The organism is Longicatena sp. 210702-DFI.1.196, assembly GCF_020563125.1.
Lineage (GTDB): Bacteria > Bacillota_I > Bacilli_A > Erysipelotrichales > Erysipelotrichaceae > Longicatena > Longicatena caecimuris.
This window is the reverse complement of the sequence record NZ_JAJCPX010000028.1, coordinates 16,693-40,874: the sequence shown is the minus strand read 5'-3', so window position 1 is coordinate 40,874 and position 24,182 is coordinate 16,693. Positions and strand designations below refer to the sequence as shown.

21 protein-coding genes and 1 tRNA gene are annotated in these 24,182 nt (G+C 36.6%); 10 read left to right on the top strand and 12 right to left on the bottom strand.

What is annotated here, in order from left to right:
- Positions 1-72: 72 nt before the first annotated feature.
- Genes LI241_RS11485 through LI241_RS11475 form a run of 3 tightly spaced genes read right to left on the bottom strand, consistent with a single transcriptional unit; the run spans position 73 to position 1,574 of the window.
- Positions 73-219, bottom strand: a complete 147-nt coding sequence (locus LI241_RS11485) for a hypothetical protein (RefSeq protein WP_008689780.1) — start codon at positions 217-219, stop codon at positions 73-75.
- A gap of 12 nt (positions 220-231) precedes the next feature.
- Entirely contained in the window at positions 232-879 is a 648-nt protein-coding gene (locus tag LI241_RS11480; RefSeq protein WP_008689781.1) for an HAD family hydrolase, read from the bottom strand.
- Positions 879-1,574, bottom strand: coding sequence for a YjjG family noncanonical pyrimidine nucleotidase (locus LI241_RS11475; RefSeq protein WP_008689783.1), 696 nt, complete (start codon positions 1,572-1,574; stop codon positions 879-881). Before LI241_RS11475 ends, LI241_RS11480 begins: the two co-directional genes overlap by 1 nt.
- 216 nt (positions 1,575-1,790) lie before the next feature.
- Between LI241_RS11475 and crcB the strand changes: the two genes are divergently transcribed.
- Positions 1,791-2,159 carry a fluoride efflux transporter CrcB gene (crcB, locus tag LI241_RS11470; RefSeq protein WP_008689785.1) on the top strand — a complete coding sequence of 123 codons (369 nt, stop codon included), beginning with the start codon at positions 1,791-1,793 and terminating at the stop codon, positions 2,157-2,159.
- A gap of 276 nt (positions 2,160-2,435) precedes the next feature.
- Here the strand turns inward: crcB and LI241_RS11465 are convergent, their stop codons facing one another.
- Positions 2,436-2,879: a GNAT family N-acetyltransferase gene (locus LI241_RS11465; RefSeq protein ID WP_008689787.1), complete on the bottom strand. Its 444-nt coding sequence runs from the start codon at positions 2,877-2,879 to the stop codon at positions 2,436-2,438.
- 181 nt (positions 2,880-3,060) lie between these two features.
- Complete coding sequence (locus tag LI241_RS11460) at positions 3,061-5,058, bottom strand: FtsX-like permease family protein (RefSeq protein WP_008689788.1); 1,998 nt, start codon at positions 5,056-5,058, stop codon at positions 3,061-3,063.
- A 514-nt stretch (positions 5,059-5,572) separates the two neighbouring features.
- On the opposite strand from LI241_RS11460, the gene LI241_RS11455 reads away from it, so the two are divergent.
- The 4 genes from LI241_RS11455 (at position 5,573) to LI241_RS11440 (ending at position 11,928) form a co-directional block, all read left to right on the top strand.
- Positions 5,573-5,646: transfer RNA gene (locus tag LI241_RS11455), tRNA-Trp, on the top strand.
- Positions 5,647-5,771: 125 nt separating this feature from the next.
- Positions 5,772-7,037, top strand: coding sequence for a hypothetical protein (locus tag LI241_RS11450; RefSeq protein ID WP_008689790.1), 1,266 nt, complete (start codon positions 5,772-5,774; stop codon positions 7,035-7,037).
- Between the two features lie 131 nt (positions 7,038-7,168).
- On the top strand, positions 7,169-8,461 hold the full coding sequence (locus LI241_RS11445) for a GNAT family N-acetyltransferase (protein ID WP_008689792.1): 1,293 nt from the start codon (positions 7,169-7,171) through the stop codon (positions 8,459-8,461).
- 239 nt (positions 8,462-8,700) lie between these two features.
- The gene (locus LI241_RS11440; protein ID WP_008689794.1) at positions 8,701-11,928 is read left to right on the top strand and encodes a DEAD/DEAH box helicase; all 3,228 of its coding nucleotides are present in this window, start codon (positions 8,701-8,703) and stop codon (positions 11,926-11,928) included.
- Positions 11,929-12,055: 127 nt separating this feature from the next.
- On the opposite strand, the gene LI241_RS11435 is transcribed toward LI241_RS11440, so the two are convergent.
- Together LI241_RS11435 and LI241_RS11430 are read right to left on the bottom strand one after the other, a co-directional pair.
- Positions 12,056-12,502 (bottom strand): NUDIX domain-containing protein, encoded by a 447-nt coding sequence (locus tag LI241_RS11435; RefSeq protein ID WP_008689795.1) that lies wholly within the window; start codon positions 12,500-12,502, stop codon positions 12,056-12,058.
- Between the two features lie 32 nt (positions 12,503-12,534).
- Entirely contained in the window at positions 12,535-12,885 is a 351-nt protein-coding gene (locus tag LI241_RS11430; RefSeq protein ID WP_026006688.1) for a DsrE family protein, read from the bottom strand.
- 145 nt (positions 12,886-13,030) lie between these two features.
- Here LI241_RS11430 and LI241_RS11425 point away from each other — a divergent pair, with 145 nt between their 5' ends.
- From LI241_RS11425 to LI241_RS11405, 5 genes are all read left to right on the top strand, one after another.
- On the top strand, positions 13,031-14,482 hold the full coding sequence (locus tag LI241_RS11425) for a hypothetical protein (RefSeq protein ID WP_008689799.1): 1,452 nt from the start codon (positions 13,031-13,033) through the stop codon (positions 14,480-14,482).
- Positions 14,483-14,539: 57 nt separating this feature from the next.
- Positions 14,540-15,055: a bifunctional pyr operon transcriptional regulator/uracil phosphoribosyltransferase PyrR gene (gene pyrR / locus LI241_RS11420; protein ID WP_008689801.1), complete on the top strand. Its 516-nt coding sequence runs from the start codon at positions 14,540-14,542 to the stop codon at positions 15,053-15,055.
- Positions 15,056-15,091: 36 nt separating this feature from the next.
- Positions 15,092-16,120 carry a M42 family metallopeptidase gene (locus LI241_RS11415; protein WP_008689802.1) on the top strand — a complete coding sequence of 343 codons (1,029 nt, stop codon included), beginning with the start codon at positions 15,092-15,094 and terminating at the stop codon, positions 16,118-16,120.
- 186 nt (positions 16,121-16,306) lie between these two features.
- Positions 16,307-16,951, top strand: coding sequence for a TMEM165/GDT1 family protein (locus LI241_RS11410; protein WP_008689804.1), 645 nt, complete (start codon positions 16,307-16,309; stop codon positions 16,949-16,951).
- A 148-nt stretch (positions 16,952-17,099) separates the two neighbouring features.
- Entirely contained in the window at positions 17,100-18,866 is a 1,767-nt protein-coding gene (locus LI241_RS11405) for a M3 family oligoendopeptidase (protein WP_008689806.1), read from the top strand.
- A gap of 149 nt (positions 18,867-19,015) precedes the next feature.
- Here the strand turns inward: LI241_RS11405 and LI241_RS11400 are convergent, their stop codons facing one another.
- The 5 genes from LI241_RS11400 to LI241_RS11380 form a co-directional block, all read right to left on the bottom strand.
- Entirely contained in the window at positions 19,016-19,327 is a 312-nt protein-coding gene (locus tag LI241_RS11400; RefSeq protein ID WP_008689808.1) for a hypothetical protein, read from the bottom strand.
- Between the two features lie 82 nt (positions 19,328-19,409).
- Entirely contained in the window at positions 19,410-20,453 is a 1,044-nt protein-coding gene (locus LI241_RS11395; protein WP_008689809.1) for a hypothetical protein, read from the bottom strand.
- A 17-nt stretch (positions 20,454-20,470) separates the two neighbouring features.
- On the bottom strand, positions 20,471-22,033 hold the full coding sequence (locus LI241_RS11390; RefSeq protein ID WP_008689810.1) for an MBOAT family protein: 1,563 nt from the start codon (positions 22,031-22,033) through the stop codon (positions 20,471-20,473).
- Between the two features lie 10 nt (positions 22,034-22,043).
- Positions 22,044-22,271: a phosphopantetheine-binding protein gene (locus LI241_RS11385; protein WP_008689811.1), complete on the bottom strand. Its 228-nt coding sequence runs from the start codon at positions 22,269-22,271 to the stop codon at positions 22,044-22,046.
- Between the two features lie 5 nt (positions 22,272-22,276).
- Positions 22,277-23,791 carry an amino acid adenylation domain-containing protein gene (locus tag LI241_RS11380; RefSeq protein ID WP_008689812.1) on the bottom strand — a complete coding sequence of 505 codons (1,515 nt, stop codon included), beginning with the start codon at positions 23,789-23,791 and terminating at the stop codon, positions 22,277-22,279.
- Positions 23,792-24,182: the final 391 nt, after the last annotated feature.

Below are 24,182 nucleotides of genomic sequence, written 5' to 3'. Positions count from 1 at the left end.
ACGCCCCGAGGGATTTTCACCCTAGATATGTGGCATGCCCGCCACACATAAAAAAAACAGGAAGCGTTCCTGTTATCCATTGAAATTCACTTTACCAAACTTTGCGCCATTTTTCTTATTTTTCAACTTACGTTCTAACAGGGAGCCTTGTGGCTTCTGTTTTACGCTGCGACTTTTTTCCAGCAAAGCTTTCGTATCTAATTTCTTTTTTTCACTCATGCATTTCACTTCCTATCTTTTACTAAGTAAATATTGTTTTAATTCTTCAACATCGTTCACGATGACATCCGCACCTGCAAGTTGTAATTCCTCTTCATCTCCATAACCAAACAATACACCGACACTGGCAAGATCATGTTCCTTTGCCCCCAATATATCATGCTTACGATCACCAACCATCACACAATGCTCTTTTTCTAGGTTTTCCTTTTCCAAAATATAGGCGATGACTTCACCTTTACGACTTCTTGTGCCATCCAATTCACTGCCATAAATACCATCAAAATATTCAGCAAGTTGATAATGATGTAAAATCGTTTTCGCAAAAACATGTGGCTTGCTCGTTGCCACAAACAACTGTCTTCCATCTTCCTTCAGTTGTTGCAACATCGTTTTTATACCAGGATATACTTTATTTTCCAGGATTCCCTTTTCTTTAAAATAAACGCGATATTGTTTGATTGCTTCATCGCACTGTTCCTTATTAAAACCATAAAATTGTGCAAACGAATCTGCTAAAGGCGGACCGATAAAGGTAATTAAATCATTTTTATCTTCGATAGGGATACCCGCTTTTTCTAAAGCATATGCCACGGAATTTGTAATGCCTTCCTTAGGATCCGTTAAGGTACCATCTAAATCAAATAGAATTGCTCGCATTATTCATCCTCCTCTAATATAGAATATAACTCTTTTAAATTGGTTATTTCATAGGTAATTGGTAAATCCTGCACATTTGGTTTTTGTTTAGGATTCATCCAACAGGTCGCAATACCTGCATGAATACCTCCCTGCATATCACTTGATAAGGAATCTCCGATTATTAATGTCTGCTCTTTTTCAAATGATGGAATATGAGCAAAACAATAATCGAAATATTCCTTCATTGGTTTTCGATAACCGATTTCTTCTGATATGAATGCTTTACGGATATGTTGATCTAAGCCTGAATCATGCAAACGCGAATGCTGCGTTGCGCTTACCCCATTTGTTACGATATACAATTCATAATCTTTCTTCAAATGTTTCACAAGTTCGAGCGCATGTGGCATGAGGGCATGTCCTTTTCCTAATTCTTTTTGATATATATGCTCAAATTGAACACCATCTTCAGCAATATGGAATTCATCAAACAGCTTACCAAAGCGTGTAAAGATAACTTCTTCCCTTGTCATTCTTCCTTCTTCATAGGCATTCCATAAAGCAGTGTTAATCTGCAGATAACGGTTTTTCATCGCTGGAGTAAAGGGAATATTCTGCATGGTAAAGGTTTTACGCAGAGCTTCTTTTTCCGTCTTATCAAAATCCAACAAGGTATTATCTGCATCAAATAATAGCGTTTTATATTTCTTCATACTGACTCCTTATGCGTAACGTTCATAATGCCATCATAACTTTTACAGCGGCATCACTTTATCACAAACTTCATTCTATTCCTTTACGTATTCATTTTAATCCCACATAACTATATCATAAACAGGAGATAAAACCTATAAAAATTGCCGATCCTATGCTTTTCTACAACTTAGAACCATGATACAATCATACCATAAGAGCAGGAGGGCATGTGAATGAAAGAATTAATTTTAGTGGGATGTGGAGGCGCCTTAGGAGCCATATTGCGTTATGGTTTAGGACTTCTTCCGATGCGTACTTCTTTCCCCTTTATGACTATGCTAATAAATATTCTTGGTGCACTCTGTATTGGTATGATAATAGCTTATGCTCAAGAAACAAAAGCACAACCGGATATCATACTTTTCATTAAGACTGGATTTTGTGGAGGCTTTACGACTTTTTCTACCTTTTCTTTAGAAACGGTGCAGCTTTTTGAAACACAACGTTATCTTAGTGGCAGTATATATGCATGTGGCAGTCTGCTGTTTTGTATCCTTGCTGTCTTGTTAGGACGATGGCTAATGTTGCTGTTTCTTTCTTGATATACTATAAAAGATGATTACAGAAACACTGTATTTATCAATGATTACTGTATTAGCACTCTCATTTATAGAGTGTGTTTATACAAGTGATGTTGATGGATGTTGATCAAATAAGCTCTTGTAGTTTTTCTAAATCAAATAAATTTGTCGGTAAGGTTAATAACGCTTTCTTCCTTCCATCATTATAATTATCTAATAAATATTGAATTTACGACGCACTCCCACCATTTCCTAATGAAAGGTTTTTTTCCTCATATGTTTTAAGGTTAAAATCATTTATAAAAGATACCCATTTTTTGTATACAACATCGGAATATAACGAATGCCTCCGGCTTCAATTTCATGATTGATGGCGCGAAAGCCTAAATGTTCGTACACTTCTTTTGCATAGAGTGAGGAATTCACCGTGATGATCATTTGTTTTTGTAAACGCAACATGCTTTGAAACAAAGCTTTCCCTACCCCTTTGCGATGGTAGTGTTCATCTACAAAGAAAAGTGAGATGTGTCCCTCACACATTGCCATTACTCCAATCAAAATATCCTCTTCATATGCTCCTAAAAAGATGAGACGCTCAAAAAGATCATCCCGCATCAGATAGGCATAGAAATCCTTCACACCTTCTTCACTATAATCAACTGCATCAAATCGCAAAAAGGTTTTCCATATCAGCTCCCTCACCTGAACATCTTCTTGTTTCGATATCCGATCAATTCGCATTTACGCTCATCTCCTTTCCATATTTGCGTATATGCAATGTTTTTTAAACCCATCGTTATACTTGCTGATAGATAAAAATATTATTTCATTATCAGATTATTTTTCTTACCTATAGCATACCATGAGCAAAAGAAAAAGCATATCCTAAGTATGCTTTTTCTTTAATCATTAAGCTGAATTCTTACTTTCTTGCATATAGTGTCTGTTTATAACTCATGCACGTAAATACATAATAGCTTCCATAAATTAAGATAACGACAATGGCACAGAAGAAATTAGCTAATCCTATATCACCGATTCCCAAACCGGACATTAAAGATGTAGATACTACAGGAATACCAACAGATGCATGAATAACAGCCAACACTAATGGCAATAAGAAATAAATAGATATCTGTGCATAGATGGAATGATTCATCATCTTTTCACTTGTACCGATTTTTCTTAAAATCAAATAACGTTTTTGATTATCCTCAGCCTCAGAAAGCTGTTGCAATGCTAATACTGCTGCACTTGCCACTAAGAAGACTACTCCCAAATACAAACCGACATACGTGAACAGCATACCCAATCCTGCCTGATTATCAATAATCAATTTACGAGTCATAGAAGAATAGCGAAGAGTTTGTTCATTCGTTCCCAACAGCTTCTTTGCATTCTCATGTACCTTCGTATCATATGCCTCGATCTTACTTTCATCTTTAACATCAATATTCCAGAAAGTATGATGGCTAGCTATTTGCGGTGGCAATATGGCATCAGGCACAACGATGGCAGCCCCTGTACTAAACCCAAATTCTGTGGCAATATTGATGGCTTCCTCTTGCTTTACTTGTAAATGCAGTTTATGATTAAACACCTGCAGTGGCTTTTTCGTCTGTTCTGCGATTTCATTTAAGGTTGGAATGATACTAGATGAGCCGCTGATAAAGAAAGTTTCATCCTGCTTTAACTGCATGGGAGATAACTTCCAGGCACGTCTGGCTTTATTAAAGTCACTTAATGTGATAATTTCCAGATCTGCATCTTTATACAACATACCAGTGTCTACATCTTTCGCATAATTAAATAAATCCTTTAATTTCAGATGATCCGTATAAACGGAAATTGTCTCACTACTCGTTATATTTTTATCCGTGTCTAGCATCAAGATCTGACGCATCTTTTGTGTATCAGCTTTTTGATATTGGGTAAAGGAATAAGCATATGGTGTCTGTGTATCCAAGGATGTTTTTAATGAATCATTCAGATTCCATCCTACAGATAAGGCTCCTACACTTAATAACAGCATAAGGCAAACTATGCTCATAGAAACAAAACTAGTATTGATTTTGGCATTTACCTGACGTAATACAAACATACGCAATCCGCGATAGTATAAACGCTTGCTGGAACGTATGAACTGTAAGAGGAAACCCGATAGGGACAAAAAGAAGAACAATGTTCCTAAGCTTCCCATAATTAGAATAGGAACTAAACAGCTCGCAAACATCTGAGTAGAGCGTGTCGCCAGATAATAAGCTGCCCCTAACAACAACAAAGAAACGATAAAGATAAGTACAGCGATGAAAGGTTTTTGAATTCTAGCTTTTTCCTGTTTACGCTCAGCCTGCAATAGTTCTATCAATTTTACTTTCGCTATAACTCTGGTGTTCAGCAACATGATAACCAGAAAAATAATCGTAAAGGAAATAGCAGTGATAATAGCTGCTGATGGCGAGAAGACAAAGTTATAATTTACTTGAACTGAGAACAGATGTGCGGTAAAGATGCCTAAGCCTTGTGAGCACAATATACCTAGTAATAATCCAACACCAAGTGATACCACACCAATGCATACGGTTTCATAAATTAAAACCTTAGAGATATCTTTTTTCTCCATGCCCAACAACATATATAAACCAAATTCTTTTTTCCGTCGTTTAATCAAAAAGTTGTTGGCATACATGACCAGAAAGGCCAGTACGATAGCCACAAAAACGGATAAGATTCCCATGAAAATACCAAGTGTTTGTAGCATGATGGATTGTGAGTCATTTAATGACATGATTTCCTTTTGCGCTTGAAAGGAATTAAAGGTATAGAATAAACAGATAGAAAACATCAGAGTTAGAAAATAGATCATATAATCTTTATAGCTTTTTCTGACGTTATGCAGCGCAAGTCTGGTTAATTTCATTTACATCCCTTCTTTCACTGCAATTATAAAAGAACAAGTATCTCGCTGCCATCGTTGTCACTTACACTTTCCTTACAAATTTGAAATAATAATAAATTTTTCCACATAGCATTGGCCAAAAAAGCATAAGAGGGGTTATGTATCTAGAATGCCTTATGATACGTTATATTATAACTATAAAAGAAAAAGAACTAAAGGTTAAGTAAGCAGCAAGAGACTATGAAGTACTTCAGCAGATGCCTACGTCATACATACAATCCGACTTTATGAAATAAAGATATCTTATGATGATAAATGCCGAATGGAATATGCTATAGGAAGTAGTCAAAGCGAAATTAGGCAACAGAATGCTGAACATGGTATGTTTGTTCCTATAAAACAAAAAGACAATATTTTCCATCCGTATGAATACTATTTTACCATATGCTGGCATGTTAGAAAGTACATATTTTTCCTTATTTTATTATTGCCAGATTTTATTTTCTATGGTAATATAGTTAAGCAGTTAAATCTTAGGGGTATAGTACAATGGTAGTATAACGGTCTCCAAAACCGCTGATGGGAGTTCGATCCTCTCTACCCCTGCCATGAAAAATAGCCAGACACCGAAACGGTGTCTTTTTTTTATAAACCGGCAGGGGCAGAGAGGTCCTTATAAACAGACCATATCTTTCCATAGCAAAAGATAATACTCAATATGCTATAATAAACGCATGAAAACAACACATAAAGAAAAATTATATCTGAATGAACATGATAAAAAACAATTAGGCGCTATGATACGATGGCTGCGATTACAAGCCGGCTGGACACAACAACAACTTGTTGATCAAGTAGGGATCCTCTCTTTACGGACATTGATATCTTTAGAACAAGGAAAAATTGTAAAAGATGATGATATTTATGATACGTTACTGGATCAATTTGCATTATCCTTTAATTATACGCACCCTATGGATAAACATATCGAGCAAATGCTATCGGCTATGCTTTCTGCTTATGCGCATTATGATGACGAAGCTATGTGTGCCATCTGCATAGCTTTATTGCAATCCTTACTTCCCTATCAGCAACATGTGCAGGAATTCTTTTATATTCGCATATTACAAGTCTTTACTCGCCTTTGGACAAGTCAGGAATATCTTTCATCAAAAGATTACCAATTATTTTTATCCTGTCATGATTTTCTAAGTGAATCCTTGCAAATCATGATGGAGGATGCTCTTTATCAATGGCAATGTACTTTTCCCCATAATAACATTGTATTAGAACAACTTTATCAACAATTCCATATGCATTACCATCATCATATCACCCGCTTTTCAATTGGTATTGTCTTACATTTAAGTGATAAACATCACGACTATCTACAAGCTTTTCTCATCTTAAAGGAATGTGAACAATATGAGCTAATGCATAAGGACAATCCCCATGCACTTTTTTCCATATATCATTGGATGAGTAATCTTGCCATTTTTATAGAGCCCCAGCAATTTGAATTCTATAAAGAAAAAGCTTTATCTTATATGAAACAAACAAGCCTTTCTTCTCATACGCTTGCTATCTTCTATTATAATATTGGCGGATGTTATTATTATCAGAAACAATATGCCAAAGCGCTGACATGTTATCAATCTTCTTTCGATACAAAGAGCCATTCCCCCTTGCCTTTATTGATATGGATGTGTCATGCACAATTCTGTCTTGATAAAACATTGCCAGCCTGTATCATGCAAAAAATTGATGTACAAGCCTGCAGTAAAGCATTACGCGATTGTTGGCACTATTTTATCTTAAAGCGTGATGGTCAAAATGCCCAGACATTGGAAACCTATATCATGAAAACACTGTTACCTGTCTTACAGACTCTGGCACCGGAATTTCATAAGGTTTACCACGATGAGTTAAAAGCTCTGCTTCCTCTAACACGCAATTATAAACAACTATTGTTATTTGAAGAAAAATTAAATCTCGCCTAACTATCTTTTCCCATTTCTTTTGCATATGCCTTGTTTTTTTCTTCTTAACAAGCGTCTTTTACCTATACATGCAGATTTATTGGAAGGCATTTTATCAGTGGTACAATAAGCTTTACAGGAGGCTGATATTTATGAATTTAGAAGAACTTTATCAACATGTTCATGAAGAAGAACGATTACAGAAATCACCCGCAGCGCATATCGAATTTCTTACGACCACGCAGTATCTTACACAATATTTGCATGGACATGAACGTATTTTAGACTTAGGAGCTGCCACTGGAGCTTATGCTTTACCGCTTGCTGAAGCAGGCTATGAGGTATGTGCCATGGATCTGATGCCCCATCACCTAAATCGTTTGAAACAACAAAAGAAGAAACAGATGAAGCTGACCCTACACCAAGGAAATGCTATGGATCTCTCCAGGTTTTCAGATGATAGTTTTGATATCATACTATGTATGGGACCTCTATATCATCTTAAAGAAGAAGAGCAACGAATCTGTTTGGATGAAATGCATCGCGTTGTAAAAGATGGTGGAATTATCTTTTGTGCATTTCTTAGTAACCTTGCCGTGTTTACCACGGAAGCCTTATATCCGAATAGTTCTTTTTTGAATAGCTCACAATATGATCCAACTACCTTTAAAGTCATCAATGATCCCTTTGTAAGCACCTATGTGCAGAAAGCAGAGCAACTCTTTCAAAGCATGGGCTTTACGCTTTTAAAAACCTTTAGTCAAGATGGACTTGCTGAAGTATTGGCAGAACGGATCAACGCATTAACAAAACCACAATATGAAGAATGGCTGCGTTTTCATCTGGCCATTTGTGAACAAAGAGAGCAACTTGCACATTCCAATCATCTCATTAGTATTTTGCAATCCCATAAAACACGTCAACGTTTACAGGATACAACGCGTTTACGGCTGCAGCGACTGTCTATGCAAGATCATGTACAAATGTACGAGATGGCTAAAGATCCTGACGTTGCTCGCATGTGCGGATGGAAGCCGCATGCTTCTCTGGAAGAAACAAAACAAATCTTATCTAATTTTCTGATAAACGATCACACATGGGGCATTTATCAGAAAACGGATAATACTCTGTATGGACTCATCAGCTTAGATGCGGATCAACATCGTCCTCGCAATGGCTATCGCATGTTGGGCTATTGGATCGGAAAATCCTATTGGGGCAAGGGCATTGTTGTCGAGGCTGCAAAAGAAGTCTTGCGCTATGCATTTGAAGATCTGCACTGCACAATGATCAGTATCTATCATTTCCCTTTTAATACACAAAGTAAACGTGTTATCGAAAAACTGGGATTTCAATTTGAAGGCACCTTGCATGATGCTTATGAATATTACGATGGTACCTACTTTGATGAAGTTTGTTATTACCTAAAGCAGAAACCGTCATAGCCATCTTGTGATTTCTCACTTTATAAAAGTTAAAAAGGTAAAATCTTGAATATGTGATGCTATACTATTGCATACAAAGTATTCACAAATTGGTGGTATTTGCCAATACGAATGGTGGTAGCATTTCTACGCTTTCTTCTGATGAATTCTTTCCTTCTTACATTGATAAATTTTTTAATCTTCATCGCGTTTCATCTGAAATAATGATACAATAATAAGATGAAAGATAAGGTGATGGTATGGAATTTACAATAGCTCAGATACGTGACTTTGCAGGCGATGAGCAAACATTTGAAAAGGGAGAAAAATTGATGAAGGAAAAAGCCATCAAATCGTTGGATATCGATGACTTTTCAAGTCCTGAGATCATTATGGTCAATGCTAATGTCGTAGATAAAAAAGTATATCGGGAAGTGAATATGTCAATCGATAAGGATGACTTCATCGTAAGAGCTCATTTGTGTGGCTGTGAAGAGCATGCCCAAAAAATGACCTGTGCACATTGTGTCGCTGTTTTGCTGCGCCTAATGGAAGACAGTAAACGCAAAAACGCGGAAAAGGAACAGATGGAAAATAAAGTAGTCGATAAACATGCCATTCAGATCATGAATATCTACGAAGAACAAATCGTCTATTCTTCATTGGCCATGAACTTAAAAACAGCCATTCATTTGGAACCCGTATTAGAAATACGTAAAAAAAACATTCTTGCGTTAACCTTAAAAATCGGCAATGAAAAACAATATATCGTCAAAGACATCGCATTATTTCTGGATGATATTGCCCATAATGTAAAAAAAGCCTATGGTAAGGAACTGGAATTCATGCATAATTATTATAGCTTTGATGAAACGAGTCAAAAGCTGATTGATTTCATGCGTCATCATGAACATGATGTTTTGTATTTTTTAAATCATCCTACCTTAGAAAAAGCCCCGCAATCCCGTAATATGTGCATGACGCCGGATGCTTTAGATGAATTTTATGAATTATATACCGATCAGGATGTCATGCATCGCATGAAAGAAAAAACATTGATCAACATGCGCTTTCTTGCTATCAATCCCCCTTTTTCTTTACAGATACACAAAGATGCCCAGCAGATTTTTCATATTTCTCTGAATGAAGGAGACTATCGTCTGTTTAAAGGACGAAACCATCTATATGTTCTTATGAATCATATCCTTTATCGTTGTGATAAAGATTTTACAAAAGCCTGTGAGCCAATGCTCAGCGGATGCTTAGAACATCATAATACCTTAACCGTGTCAGATGGCTTGATGAGTGCCTTCTATAATAATGTTATTTTAAATGTCAAAAAATATCTGCCTCTGCATGGTGAAGATATTTCTATGTATGCGCCATTACCATTAGAATGTAAGGTGTATATCGATATGCCGAAACAAAATGTCATATCTGCACGTTTGCTGTATTGTTATGGAGATGATATGTATAATGCGTTCAGTGATACTTCCTTATCTGCCAGTCGCAACTTCAATGATGAAATTGCCGTACGTCTGATTTTTACCAAATATATGACACGGATTGACGCTATGGAAGGACTTGCCTATATTGAACATTCACAAGATGCCATATATGAATTTTTAAATAAAGGCTTTGAAGAATTATCACAGACCTGTGAAATGTTTGCCAGTGAGAAATTCCGCAAACTGCAGATACGTGATAGTGTGAATATCTCCATGGGTGTACGTATTGAAAGTGATTTGCTAGAAATTGATTTTGATACCTTTGATTTTCCTGTCGAAGAGTTGCAAGAGGTATTAAAAGCATACCGTTTGAATAAAAAATACTATCGTATGCGCAACGGTTCTTTTGTCAATATTGAAGATAGTGCTTTGCAAGAGTTGTCTTTTATTTTAGATGGCATGCATGTAAGTGAAAAAGAGCTCGAAAGTGGTAAAATCAAGGTTCCCAAATATCGTTCTTTATACATCGATAAAAGCCTAAAAGATGCTGAGATGATCAAGGTTGAGCGCGATGCGACTTTTAAAGATATCATCCGTAGTATACGCAATGTTAAGGACTCTGATTTTAAGGTTCCTCACAGTCTGAAAAACATTTTGCGAAATTATCAAAAAGATGGTTTCCGCTGGCTAAAAACGATGGCCAATTATGGTTTTGGAGGAATTTTAGCTGATGATATGGGCATTGGTAAGACCTTGCAAGTAATTACTTTATTGGAAGATGAAAAGCTCCATGATCCACAGGCTATCTCTCTTGTTGTCTGTCCAAGTTCACTGATTTTGAACTGGCAAAGTGAAATCGCGAAATTTTCTGATGCCTTAACGAGCATTTTGATTACCGGGAATATGGAGGAACGAAAAGCCTTAATCTACAAAGCGAAAGATTATGATGTCGTGATCACCTCTTATGATTATCTCAAACGTGATATTGAACACTATGAAAATTTCCACTTTACTTATCAAATCATTGATGAAGCTCAGTATATCAAAAACCATAATACGAAGAATGCCGTATCTGTCAAACAGATTCAGGCAGCCCATCGATTTGCCTTAACCGGAACACCAATTGAAAATTCATTAGCGGAATTATGGAGCATTTTTGATTTCTTAATGCCAGGTTATCTATATACTTACCCTTACTTCAAAAAGCAATATGAGATTCCTATCGTGAAAGAAAATGATCCTATAACCTTAAAGGAATTAAAGCGAATGGTAGAACCGTTCATCTTGCGCCGTGTAAAGAAAGATGTCTTAAAAGAACTTCCTGAAAAAGTCGAACATACGATGATGATCGAATTAGATGAAGAAACCCGAAAATTATATATGGCAAATGTATCTTTGATACGAGAAGATTTGCATAAAAGCTTTAAACAAAAAGGCTTTGAAAATAGTAAGATCATGGTGCTGAGTATGTTGACCAGATTGCGCCAATTGTGCTGTGATCCCCGCTTGCTGTATGAAAATTACCAGGGGGTAGGCAATAAAATTAACGCGTGCATGGAATTTATCGAAAACTGTCGTGCATCGGGTAAAAAAGTCTTATTATTCTCACAGTTTACCTCACTGTTATCGTTGATTGAAAAAGAGCTAAAGCAACGCGAAATTGATTACTATCTATTAAAAGGCAGCACCCCAAAAGTACAGCGTCAGCAATATGTAAATGCCTTTAATGTTGATGCTACACCGGTTTTTTTGATATCTTTAAAAGCCGGAGGAACCGGGTTGAATCTTACCAGTGCCGAAGTTGTCATTCACTTTGATCCATGGTGGAATGTATCTGCCCAAAATCAAGCTACCGATCGAGCCTATCGCATCGGACAGCACAACAATGTACAGGTCGTTAAACTAATTGCCAAAGATACAATCGAAGAAAAAATCATGCATTTACAAGAATTAAAACAAGATTTAAGTGATAGTATCATTCACTTGAATGACGGTTTGATTACTAGCATGAGCAAAGATGAAATTATGGATTTGTTCTAACTTACAAGAACAAGAGGCTGGATCCTTGCAAAGCGCATATACTTTTAAGGACAGCCTCTTTCATTTCGTCTATAAGATTTTCAACGTTTTTTTAGTTATAGAAACAAGCTTTTTTTCAACGCTTTTTTTATTTCTTTGTTAACATGGATTGTGCCTTTGTGAATAATATCGGCTGTATCTGAGGATATGTCCACTCTGGTATCTTCTTTACATCCGTGAAGAAAGCAATTTCCTGTATCTCACTTTCAGGAAGTTCATCAAAGTCATACACCTCTGCATAATACAACATACCAAATGTTTCATGCTCATCACTGCTTTCTTTTACGCGTGTTTTACCAAGGCAGGAATACACACACAAGGGAATCAGTTGATATTCCTTCGCTCCACTCTCTTCATAAAACTCCCGTCTTGCACAATCCAGAATAGACTCATTTGCTTCTCGATGTCCGCCGCATAATTCATAGCTGTTGCGCTGTTTGTGTTTACAAAAGACCCATTGTTCCTTATATTTAGCCACTATGACAGCAAATAGCAACTTTTCATCATCAACCTTTTCATAAAATTTGATTTTCATAAGACCACCTCTTCACATTTTTCATGCAATTGTTATGGTTTTATATAGGTAAAACCTTTTTCTTGCAATGCGACAATATCAGCCACACCTGCTTCAACAATGACGATATGCTCAAGAAGATCGACAGCTTCTAACTGCTGTGCACGCAACGCATTTTGACATGCGTGAAAAGATATTCCCTTAGCAAATAAAGCAAGGATTTCCTTTGCAATATTTTCCTGTGTGTCCTCTTTCCCATATCCTTTTACGGCTTCACCATTTGCTACGACGACGATTTGAAACACCTCATCATGGTGTTCATAAAACGTGATAAGATTCTTCACATTTCCTAATGTTAATGACCAATTCTTCATTTCATCTATATGAAATACAACTTTTTTCATATTCAACACTTCTTTCTGTGCATTCTTTTTTTTATTATAGCACATCTATTCTTACACATAACGATGATTGCTAGGAAAGCATGTTTTCAACAGATCATTTGACTATTTTGTTAATGGCGAGCATACCTATTTAACAGGTGATACTATGCTGTTTGCATTAGAATTTGATGAGGAAGTCAGTGCTCGCTCTTATTTAAAAGAATTATTAAAATGTTATCCATACGATATTGAAGAGACCATGGTGCTTTCTCTTTTAACAAAAAATCCTTTCCCTTACCGTCCTTTATTAATTTTTCTGCAATACTTTTCTGCTATTGGTAAAATTCACATCATCACCAAGCCAGATGTTCCTTCTCCCTCTTTACAGCATCTTTGGGAAAATATGAGTCGTCTTGTTCAACAATCAGGCTCCATTTTACCCATGCATCAATTTGCTTTTGATGCTACCTATCAAGTAAAGAAACACCCCTTATCGCATCCCTATGCGCATCTTCCCTTGAGTCATATTCCTTTCTTAAGCGAAGTACAGTTACACAGTGTTCCGGTCATCGCTATGGCAAAACATTCTCATCAATATCCGATACGAAAAAGCGATACTTTTTTATATCGGGATATCAGTATGGATGCCACTAGCTACCTTGGCATCTGTATCCGCATCGGCAATTTTCAAGGCATTGTTTTTTTACATCGTAAAGCATTGTGGTTTGCGGCAGCTCTGTCCGCCATGTATCCTATTACAGAACCAGGTGTTACTTATGATTTTCTTCTCTTGTTTGGATTACAAAGCCATCGTAAACAGCGGAGTTACTATTACGATCAGACAAATGCCTTATACATCGGTATGGTCAGCGGTGGGGATGAGATGTTACATTTTCTCTACTTAAAAGAAATGATCTTAACCTTATACAATGCGCTTTGTATTCAAAAGCATGATCTCCCTATTCATGCCTCCATGGTGCATATTGCATATTCGCAACAGCAACAAAATCTTGTCTTTGCCGGGATGACCCACAGTGGTAAGAGTGAATTATTAGATGCCATATTGAAAAGTTGTCATACTCGCAAGATAGCCGCAAGTGCTTATTATGATGATAGCGGCATTTTGCACTATCTTGATAATGCCATCGTCAGTACCGGTAGTGAGGTCAGTGCCTGTAAAGATATCTCTTATGTAAAAAAGCAACAACTATTCGCACATTATGCATCCGGCATCTTTCTAAAAGAAGAAGATACTATTCGTTATCAGATCACTCCTTTGACAACCTATGAAAGCAGTCTGCAATTTTATCCGGTCCATGCCTTATTCTATTTAAACGCAAAGGCAAAGTTTCAAGGATGGCGAAAAGTTGAGAGTTTGGATGATGCCATCGCTTTATTTCTCGGTCATCATGATAAAGAAGATTTCTTCTGTCAAACCTTAGCTGCTTATGATCATCAGGTAAAAAGCCAAGAACTCATTCATGAATTTTTAACCATTCTATATACACAAAACGTAGGTATTTATGAGCTGAGTACGAAGGGAACACCGTATCAGAAACAATTTCTTTTTGAGCGATTGGCAAATGCTATTCTTGATGAAATCCTGGACGGGAAATGATTGCGTTTAAAGGCGGAAACAGGTATACTATGAGTAGTGTTTTCAAGGAGGATCTGCATGGAAACAAAAGAGATAATCGACGCTTTAGGATTGCGCCGCAGTTTAACCAGAATTACACATGAAATCATTGAACATAACAAAGGTGTTGAGGATATCGTTCTTGTCGGCATCAAGACCAGAGGTGAAATTCTCGCTCAGCGTTTAGCTAAAATGATTGCGCGTGTAGAGCAAGTACAGGTACCTTGTTATGCATTGGATGTTTCCCATTGGCGTGATGATCTGGAGCAGGCACACCCTTTACCAAACCAAACCATGCCGGTAAAGGATAAGAAAGTTATTTTAGTAGATGATGTCTTATTCAAAGGACGAACCGTGCGCGCTGCCATGGATGCCATTATGCATTATGGAAGAGCAAAAGAGATACAATTGGCCGTCTTGGTTGATCGCGGTCATCGTGAATTACCGATACGCGCAGACTACATCGGCAAAAACATTCCTAGCTCTTTACAGGAACAGATTCGCGTAAAAGTTGAAGAAATTGATGATTGTGATGGTGTGTACATCTCACGTTAAATCACTAAGTAAAAATAGAAAGTAGGTAAGATGATGATGAATAAAGAATATGTTGTAGCATTCGCAAAAAAGTTATTAGCAATTGATTCCCCTACCGGGTATACCAAAAAAGCCATCGACTTCGTTGAAGAAGAAGCAAAGCGATTCGGATATCAGACAAAACGTAATCACAAAGGCAATTTATGGATCTATGTAAAAGGTAATCATCATCATAAGACACTTGGTTTATGCGCCCATTGCGATACCTTAGGTCTTATGGTCCGCTCGATAAAAAGTGATGGAAAGCTTGCCTTAACCAATTTAGGCGGTCCTATCATTCCGACACTGGATGGGGAATATTGTCGTATCTATACAAGAGATGGTCAATGCTATAGCGGAACGATTTTATCCACTTCTCCAGCAGCCCATGTCTATAAAGATGCCAGCACGAAGAAACGTGAAATTGATGAAATGGAAGTACGCATTGATGAAGTCACTTATACAAAGGAAGATACGCAGAAACTTGGAATTCAAAATGGAGATATTGTTGCCATCGATCCAAAAGTACAAATTACCGAAAGTGGTTTTATTAAATCTCGTTTCTTAGACGATAAGATCAGCGTTTCTGCATTGATGGGCATTTTACATCATTTAAAAGAAAATGCCATTACCCCTGCTTATGATTTGATCTTTATGATGAGCACCTATGAAGAAGTCGGACATGGTATGGCGCATATCCCAGATGAAATTGCTGAGCTTTTAGCTGTCGATATGGGATGCATCGGCTTAGATTTAGCATGCACAGAACAAGATGTTTCCATCTGCGCCAAAGATTCCAGTGGTCCTTATGATTATGATCTTACCAGCAAACTTATTGAGCTGGCTAAACGTGAAGCCGTATCTTATGCAATTGATATTTATCCACAATATGGTTCAGATGTCAGTGCCGCAAGAAATGCCGGAAATGATATCAAAGGGGCATTAATTGGCCCAGGTGTTCACGCTTCTCATGGTATGGAACGTACACATATCGATGGTGTCCTTAACACCATGAAATTGATCCTTGCCTATATTTGCGAGGAATAAAGAATGCATTTCTTACCCGTATGATTCGTACGGGTTTTCTTTTGCTTAGGGCTTTTTCAAAGTAATCCCTATTTTACTGACGCTTACACCTTTCCTTCTTCATATTTATTTTGTCGCAGCAGGGAAAGGATGATTTTATACATGAAAGCTCTTTATTTCACATATAGTAAAATAAGAGGTGATCTTATGTTGCTGCATACGTTTTTATTTGTTTTTATCGCGGAAATGGCTGATAAAACACAACTTATGATGATGGCGCTCACCAATCGCTATCGTATGAAAAGTGTGATATTAGGGATGATGTTAGGGGTCATCATCATCAGTGCTTTTTCTACATTGGCCGGAGATCTAATAGGCGATATGATCCCTATGCAGTTTATCAAATTGGCCGCTGCCGCAATGTTTCTAGGCTTTGGTTTTTTTAACTTACGCATTACAAAAGAAGAAAGCAAGGGGCATCATATTTCCTTAGGATTGCCTATTTTTTCTATTGCCTTTACCTTTATTCTAGCTGAGCTCGGTGATAAGACGCAATTAGCAACCGTAGCGCTTTCAGCCGATCACATGGACCAGCACCTTCAAGTTTTTCTGGGAGCATCCTTAGGCCTTATCATGGCAAATATTTTTGGTATCTTCGCTGGAAAATTTATCTTTGCCCATTTAAGTGAAGATAGTGTTAAAGTAGTTTCTTCCTTTTTCTTCTTTCTCTTTGGCTCCATTACCTTGTTTGAGGCCTATCCAGCAGCCCCCTTTTTCTATATCATCTATTCCATTCTCATCATCAGCATTGCCTGTATGATTTATGAGAAAAGTCATAAAGAGATAGCATAGTATTATCTTCACATTCATCAAAAAAGAAGAATTGCTTACGGCTTACACACTCTTCCTTCTAAGAAAATAAACCTTCCATAATCTTCTCCTTCATTTTGGAATTTCTATGCTATAATAGGGGTAATCTAACAGAGAAAGAAGGTCTAAAATGAAAGAAACTTGGTCACTTGATGTCCTCTATAAGGGTTATGATGATCCGCAATTTGAAGCAGATATCAAGAAACTTGATGAATTGATTGCACAATGCAATACCTTGGCAGACACCTTATCCCATAAGGATGAAACTGCTACCTTGAAACAAATTCTAACTACATTAAATGAATTAGAACAGATCAGCTACCAGCTGTTGGCATATGCCAATCTGCGCCAAAGCTGTGATACCACTGATGCGCAAACAGCAGCTTATTTAGATAAGATCACTAAGAAAACAAGCAACGTGGCAAAAGCAAAAGCAAAATTTAATCGCTATATTGCACAAATAAAAGATCTTGATGCTTGCCTGGAAAAAGAAGAAGCATTACAGGAATATACCTACTTGTTACATTCGATTCAAGAAGATGGTCGTTACTTACTCAGTGATGATGTAGAAGAAGTATTATCCAAGATGGATATCTCGGCAGGACAGGCTTGGGAAACCATGCAAAGCTATCTGACCAGCACCTTAGAAGTAGACTATGATGGAAAAACAACTACCCTTTCACAGATTCGCAACTTGGCATATGACTCTGATAAAAAGGTGCGTAAACGCGCTTATGAAGCAGAATTAGCTGCTTATGCCAAGATTCGTGATGCTATTGCCTTTTCTTTAAACAACATCAAAGCACAAGTCTTAACAGAATGTGAGTTGCGCGGTTTCGCTTCTCCTTTAGCAATGACACTGCATCAGTCCCATATGAAACAGGAAACCTTAGATGCCATGCTATCGGCCATGGATGATTATATGCCGGTATTCCGTAAATATTTAAAACGCAAGGCGGAAATGTTAGGTTATCAAAACGGACTTCCTTGGTATGAGCTATTTGCACCTATTGGAAAAGACGACACAAAATTCACGATTGAAACAGCAAAAGACTATCTGTTGAAACATTTTGCGCCTTTTGCACAGGATATGGCGGATATGATGGAAGAAGCCTTTGCAGATGAATGGATTGATTTCTATCCACGTAAGGGTAAGGTTGGTGGAGCATTCTGCGAAAATCTCCCTTTCTTGAAACAAAGTCGTGTTTTAACGAATTTTGATGGTTCCTTAGGCGATGTTGTGACATTGGCTCATGAATTAGGACACGCATATCATGGTATGATGATCCAGGATCACAAGATGCTTAATACAGATTATTCCATGCCAGTTGCCGAAACTGCTTCTACCTTTAATGAAAATATCATCATGAATGCTGCAATTGATGAAGCAGAAGGAGAAACAAAGCTGGCATTAATAGAAACACAGCTTCAAGATCTTACACAGATTATGTGTGATATTTATTCTCGTTTCTTATTTGAAAAAAAGGTATTTGAAAAACGTAAAGAGGGGTTCCTATTCCCGGATGAACTAGAAGCGATGATGTTGGATGCACAAAAACAAGCATATGGTGATGGCTTAGATGAGCAGTATTTGCATCCTTATATGTGGATCAATAAGAGCCATTATTATTCATCAGCTCTGAGCTTTTACAACTTCCCTTACGCTTTTGGCGGTTTATTTGCCCGTGGCTTAATTGTAAAATATCATGAAATGAAGGATGCTTTCGTACCAAAATATCGTGAATTGCTACATGCGACAACGGTATCCGATGTTGAAGATGTTGCTAAATTGGCTGACATTGATCTGACTTCTAAAGATTTCTGGATCAGTTGTTTAAAAACCGCTGAGGAAAGAGTAAATGAATTCTTAACTCTGAGCGAGTCCTTTAACAAATAAACCCTATGTTCATATAAAAACGGTAACTATTCGCCATATCTTAACATGGCATGTAGATACCGCTTTTTTTGCATATTCTAATTGTATTGTTTCATAAAACACAAACAACAAAATGCTGTATCATACATCGTTTTTTTAACTGCTAGGTATCAACAATTTAGAAGCTTATTCTTCTCTATTTTGATACTAGAAAATACTCTATATGTATATGCATCATCTTTTTTATTTTTCATAGTATCATATACGGCCTGATTCATAATTTCTAAATAATCCGTAGTTATGATTTCAACATCTACTGTGACTTTCTTTTTTGACACTTTTTGCTTGCCTACTTTGAATACCACAGCGGCATAGCTTTCTTTCGTTGTCTTTTTCTGCAATGCCGAGCTTTTATCATAGGATGTTTGATCAAAATTAATACCTGCATATTCACAAGCTTTTTTGTAATCATCCGTCTTCATGGAAGTCAAAAAAAAACTCTATATTGGATTATCCAATATAGAGGTACATATACCTGTAAGATTCATTTCATAATAGGTATTCTTAAATAGTAACTGTCTTGACAGGTCTTTTATAAGACTTTCGTTTCTCATTAAATAAGCGATAAGCTTTATTGAAGGAAGCAATTACTTCTTGATCTGTTGTTTTTTTCAGTCGATAATGACGACGAAAATACTGACTGAGCTCCATCGTCACCTTTTCTGCACCAAAGATATTCAAATGTACTCCGGAATCATTCGTATCCCTTCTCCAATCGATGTTCTTCTCCATATTCGTATTTAAATCTAAATATGGCAGATGTCGTTCTTTTGCATACAACTCTACTGCCTCTTTTTTACTTTGATTCCATTCTTTGGCACCCGGTACTTTTAATAACATAAGCTTAATATGATTCTTTTTACATATATCATGAATCATATCCATATATTTTTTACTATTCGCATCAAACATCGCCTGTGAAGATGCACGCATATAATTGGTCTTCCCTTTATACGGTTTTTGCTTGTAGCTACTAATAAAGCCCTTCGTATCATTCATTGGCGAACCAAAGGTTTCAGCTATATCAACCGCATTTATTTCATTATAACGATTATGATATAAAAAGACAGGGAATAATAAACTTATTTTATCAGTTAAAGAAAATTGAAATGCTGCATCTTGAATCATATTAATTTTATTCATCGAAAGTTTCATGTGATCGATAATCTTTCGTTTATTTCCCATAGAATATTTATGATCATTAAATGCGCAATTCACTTCCATAACGACTACTTTTGGCTTTTGCGTTTTTAATGCTTCTTCCAATAAATAATACAAAGCATAGGTTCTTACCGAAGGAGCGCCCAGTGCATAACTGGTAAAACCATTTTCCTTCCACAACTTAGCAGGTATGATACTGCGATACATACTACTATCACCAAGAAATAAAACATCTAATGAGTTTTTCTTTTCTTCATAGAAGCCACGTATCGTTTTGCTCATCTTATTATCTTTGGGAATTAATATCATGGAAAATAAGTTTAATAATAGAGCAAAAATAACAATAAAGGATGTAAAGGCTAGGATAGATTTACGTCTGTTTTTCATGATGTTTGCTCCTTTCACTAAAATTCACCATATATAAAATCGCTTGCTTGATAACCATGACCATAAATACCAAATACGATAATGGATACCCCTATGATAAGGATAATACCATAACGCAACAACAGACTTTTCTGATCAAATAATGCAAATAAATTTACACGTCTTTCCTTTAAGCCTGCTATTATAAACATCAATACCAATCCCCATATCAAAATGCCAAAATCAACAAGAGTCAGCCCATGTGCTAAGATATCTGTTTCCTGCATCGTAAAGATCCGCAACAGCATTTGCAAGGCATCATCTAGTGAGTGCGCACGAAAGATCAGCATGCCACCAAAAACAATCAATACCGTACGTAAGATACAAAAGAGACGATAGCCTTTTCGCTGTTCATGAAGATGCCATGTATCTTTGATTTTCGTAAAAACAGGGGCAAGCAACAAACCCATCATCATAATTAGATAATAATATAAACCATATACAATATATTTCCAGCTGGCGCCATGCCAGAATCCATTGAAAAACCAGACAAAAAAGAGGGGAAATGCGCTTAGGATAAATCTTCCGAAATTCCCTTTCATATGCTTTTTCACAGAACGGTTCAAATTCATATTCATTTTAGATAATGATATTGAATAAAATACGTAATCTTTTAGCCAAGTCCCTAACGTACGATGCCAGCGACGCCAGAATTCAGCTATACTTTTTGAGAAAAACGGTTGTTCAAAATTTTTCTCCATGTGAACACCAAACAAATAGCCAATTCCACGTACGATATCCATAGCGCCACTAAATTCAGCATATATTTGTAATGTATATAAGGCAACAGCTAAAAAAGCGGTAAAACCTCCATGCATACCACTAAATACTGGATTCACATATAGCGCAGCTCGATCAGCGATGACTAATTTTTTAAAAAGTCCCCAAAGAATTAGATATAAACCACTCTTGAATTTTATAATGTCAAATTCATTGCCCGCATACAATTGATCGGCTAACTGATCAAAACGTGAGATCGGACCTTCTGTCATTTGTGGGAAGAAGGACAAATACAAAGCGACTTTCCCAAGCTGAGGGCTTGCTTCGTATTTGCCTCTATACACATCTACCATGTAACTGATGGCCATTAAGGTATAATAGGAGATTCCAAGTGGCAGTACAAATTTTTTTACTGCGATATTAACATTAACATGCAGTAAAGCATTTATGGCATTCAGATTACCGGCAAAAAAACCGTAATATTTTAAATAGCATAAGATACCAATATTGATTGCCAATACGACGATCAAAATCAGTTGCTTCCGTTTCTTCATCATAGCCTTATAGGCTTTCTTTTGGTCTTTTTCTAAACTTTTTATGGTAGCTTTTTGCAGCTTTATCTGTTTGTTAATAGCTAAGCCGCCGATATATACACTCAAAATACTACCTATCAGGAAAATGATCAATGCCTGCGAGGCCGCAACATAAAAGATGACATTTGCTAAGAGCAAAATACACCATCGCCACTGTTTCGGCGCAAGATAATAAAGCACACAAGATGCTGTCACTAACAGCATGAATGGCAGCGATATCAATGACATGATACAAATCCTATTCTTCCATTAATCGCTCAATCAGCGCATATAGCTTTTCTACATCATTGAAAACCTCTGGCTGCACTTCCATAACTGGAATTTCAACATCAAATTCATCATCGATAGCCGCAATGATTTCAACGATATCGAAGGAATCTAAAATACCATCCTCAATAAGTTTTTTTTCTTTTTTAAAATCGACTCCTGGCTTCATATCTTCTAAGATTGCTAGTAATTTCTCCATATTTTTTATCCTCCTGCATACATAGCTTTTAAAGCTTTCCGATCTATTTTCCCATTTGCATTATAAGGCATGCGTTTTATAGGAATAAATTTATTGGGCCACATGTAATTGGGCAGCTTGGCCTTTGCCTGTTCCAAAATTGCTTTTTCCGTTAAATTTTTGCCCTGATAATATAAGATGATCCATTTCGCTTGTGTATCATAGATACACGCACAGGCATCCATCCCCTCTATCGCAAACATAGCGGTTTCAATTTCACCAAGTTCAATGCGATATCCCATATGCTTGATTTGAAAATCCTTACGTGATAAGTACATCAACTCACCGTATTCATTGTATTTCACAATATCACCACTGCGATAAATAAGCTCTGGATAATGAGGCTGCAATGGATTTTGAATAAACACTTCGCTTGTTTTCTCCACTTGATCATAATATCCATTTGCCAAAAAACTTCCTCGTACACAAAGTTCACCGGCTTCATCGCCTTTTGCTTGTGTACCATCTTCTTTTAGCACAATAACATCACAATTGTTACAAGCATTTCCGATTGGCAAAGCTTCATCATCCGCAAAATCACGGTTTACAATATAATACGTACAAATATCGGTAACTTCTGTTGGACCATATAAATTTGCATATAAAGCATCAGGTAAATGTCTGCGCCAGATATTTAAAATCTTTGTTGGCATTACTTCACCTGCAAACAACACCTTTTTTACATCTTTAGGCGGCAATACTTCTAAACCTTTTAAGTTTGCCACGATACCTAAAGCACTCGGCACCCAGTAAATGGTATTGATCTTATTTTGAATCATGCAGTCCAAAAGCTTTGCTGGAAAAGAGAAATAAAGTTTTGGCAGCAAATAAAGACTAGCACCTGATAAAAGGGTTGCATAAATATCAAGCACAGACATACTGAAATAAAACGGTGTCTGATTACCAAAGATCGTTGTTTCATCGATTGCAAAGGTTTCAACAACCCAATGGGCATAGGCAAGGACACTGCGATGTGATACAACTGTTCCTTTCGGAATACCGGTAGAGCCGGAAGTAAACAATACATATGCCGGATCCGTATCAATCATCTTTCTTCGCCTGGATAATAAGTTTGCTTCTTCTATCGCATAGGTCTTGTTTTCTTCATAAAGCAACAAATCTCCTTTAAAATTTAACTTTTCGGCTGTTTTCCATTGCTTATGATCGCTAATAAGCAGGCTTGGCTGCAACGTATTCAGTATACATTCCATACGCTCAACGGGCATCTTTACATCTAAGATCGTATAATAATTTCCACTATATAACACTCCCATCATTGATACGAGAGCCTGAATGCTTTTATCAATCAAAATGACAACAGGCTGATTCTGTGATGGTATTTTTTCTATAATCTTACAAGCAATCGCTTTTGCTTCATTGACAAACGCTTTATATGTAATGCTCTTTTCCGGTTCCATAAGCATTGTTTTATCAGGATAACGAGAACAACTGTTTTCCAGCATCTCAACTATATTCTTCATAACAATTAGCTCCTTTACATAAGAAGGAAACACCCTTCCTGTTCACCTGTATTATAGCATCTAGATGCATTTTTACTTCTTAAGGGTTCTTAATTCTAAATGACATATATGTCACTTTTATCCTTACATTCTCCTACAAAGAAAAAAAGTCATTTTTACTTATGTTAGAATTATCGGTAAATAAAACCTAAAAAAAGTAAGCTAACATGCTTACTAGACAAACACATCATGTAAAAAAGTCATGTTCTGGGAGTAACATGACTTTTTTAAAGAAAAAGGATTCATCTAAGGCTGGCTGGTAACAGCCTTACATTATGGTATTGCAGATAGTATTATTATAGTCTCTTTATCTGCATTTTTATTATAGAATGAAAAAATAGTAAAATTTAGC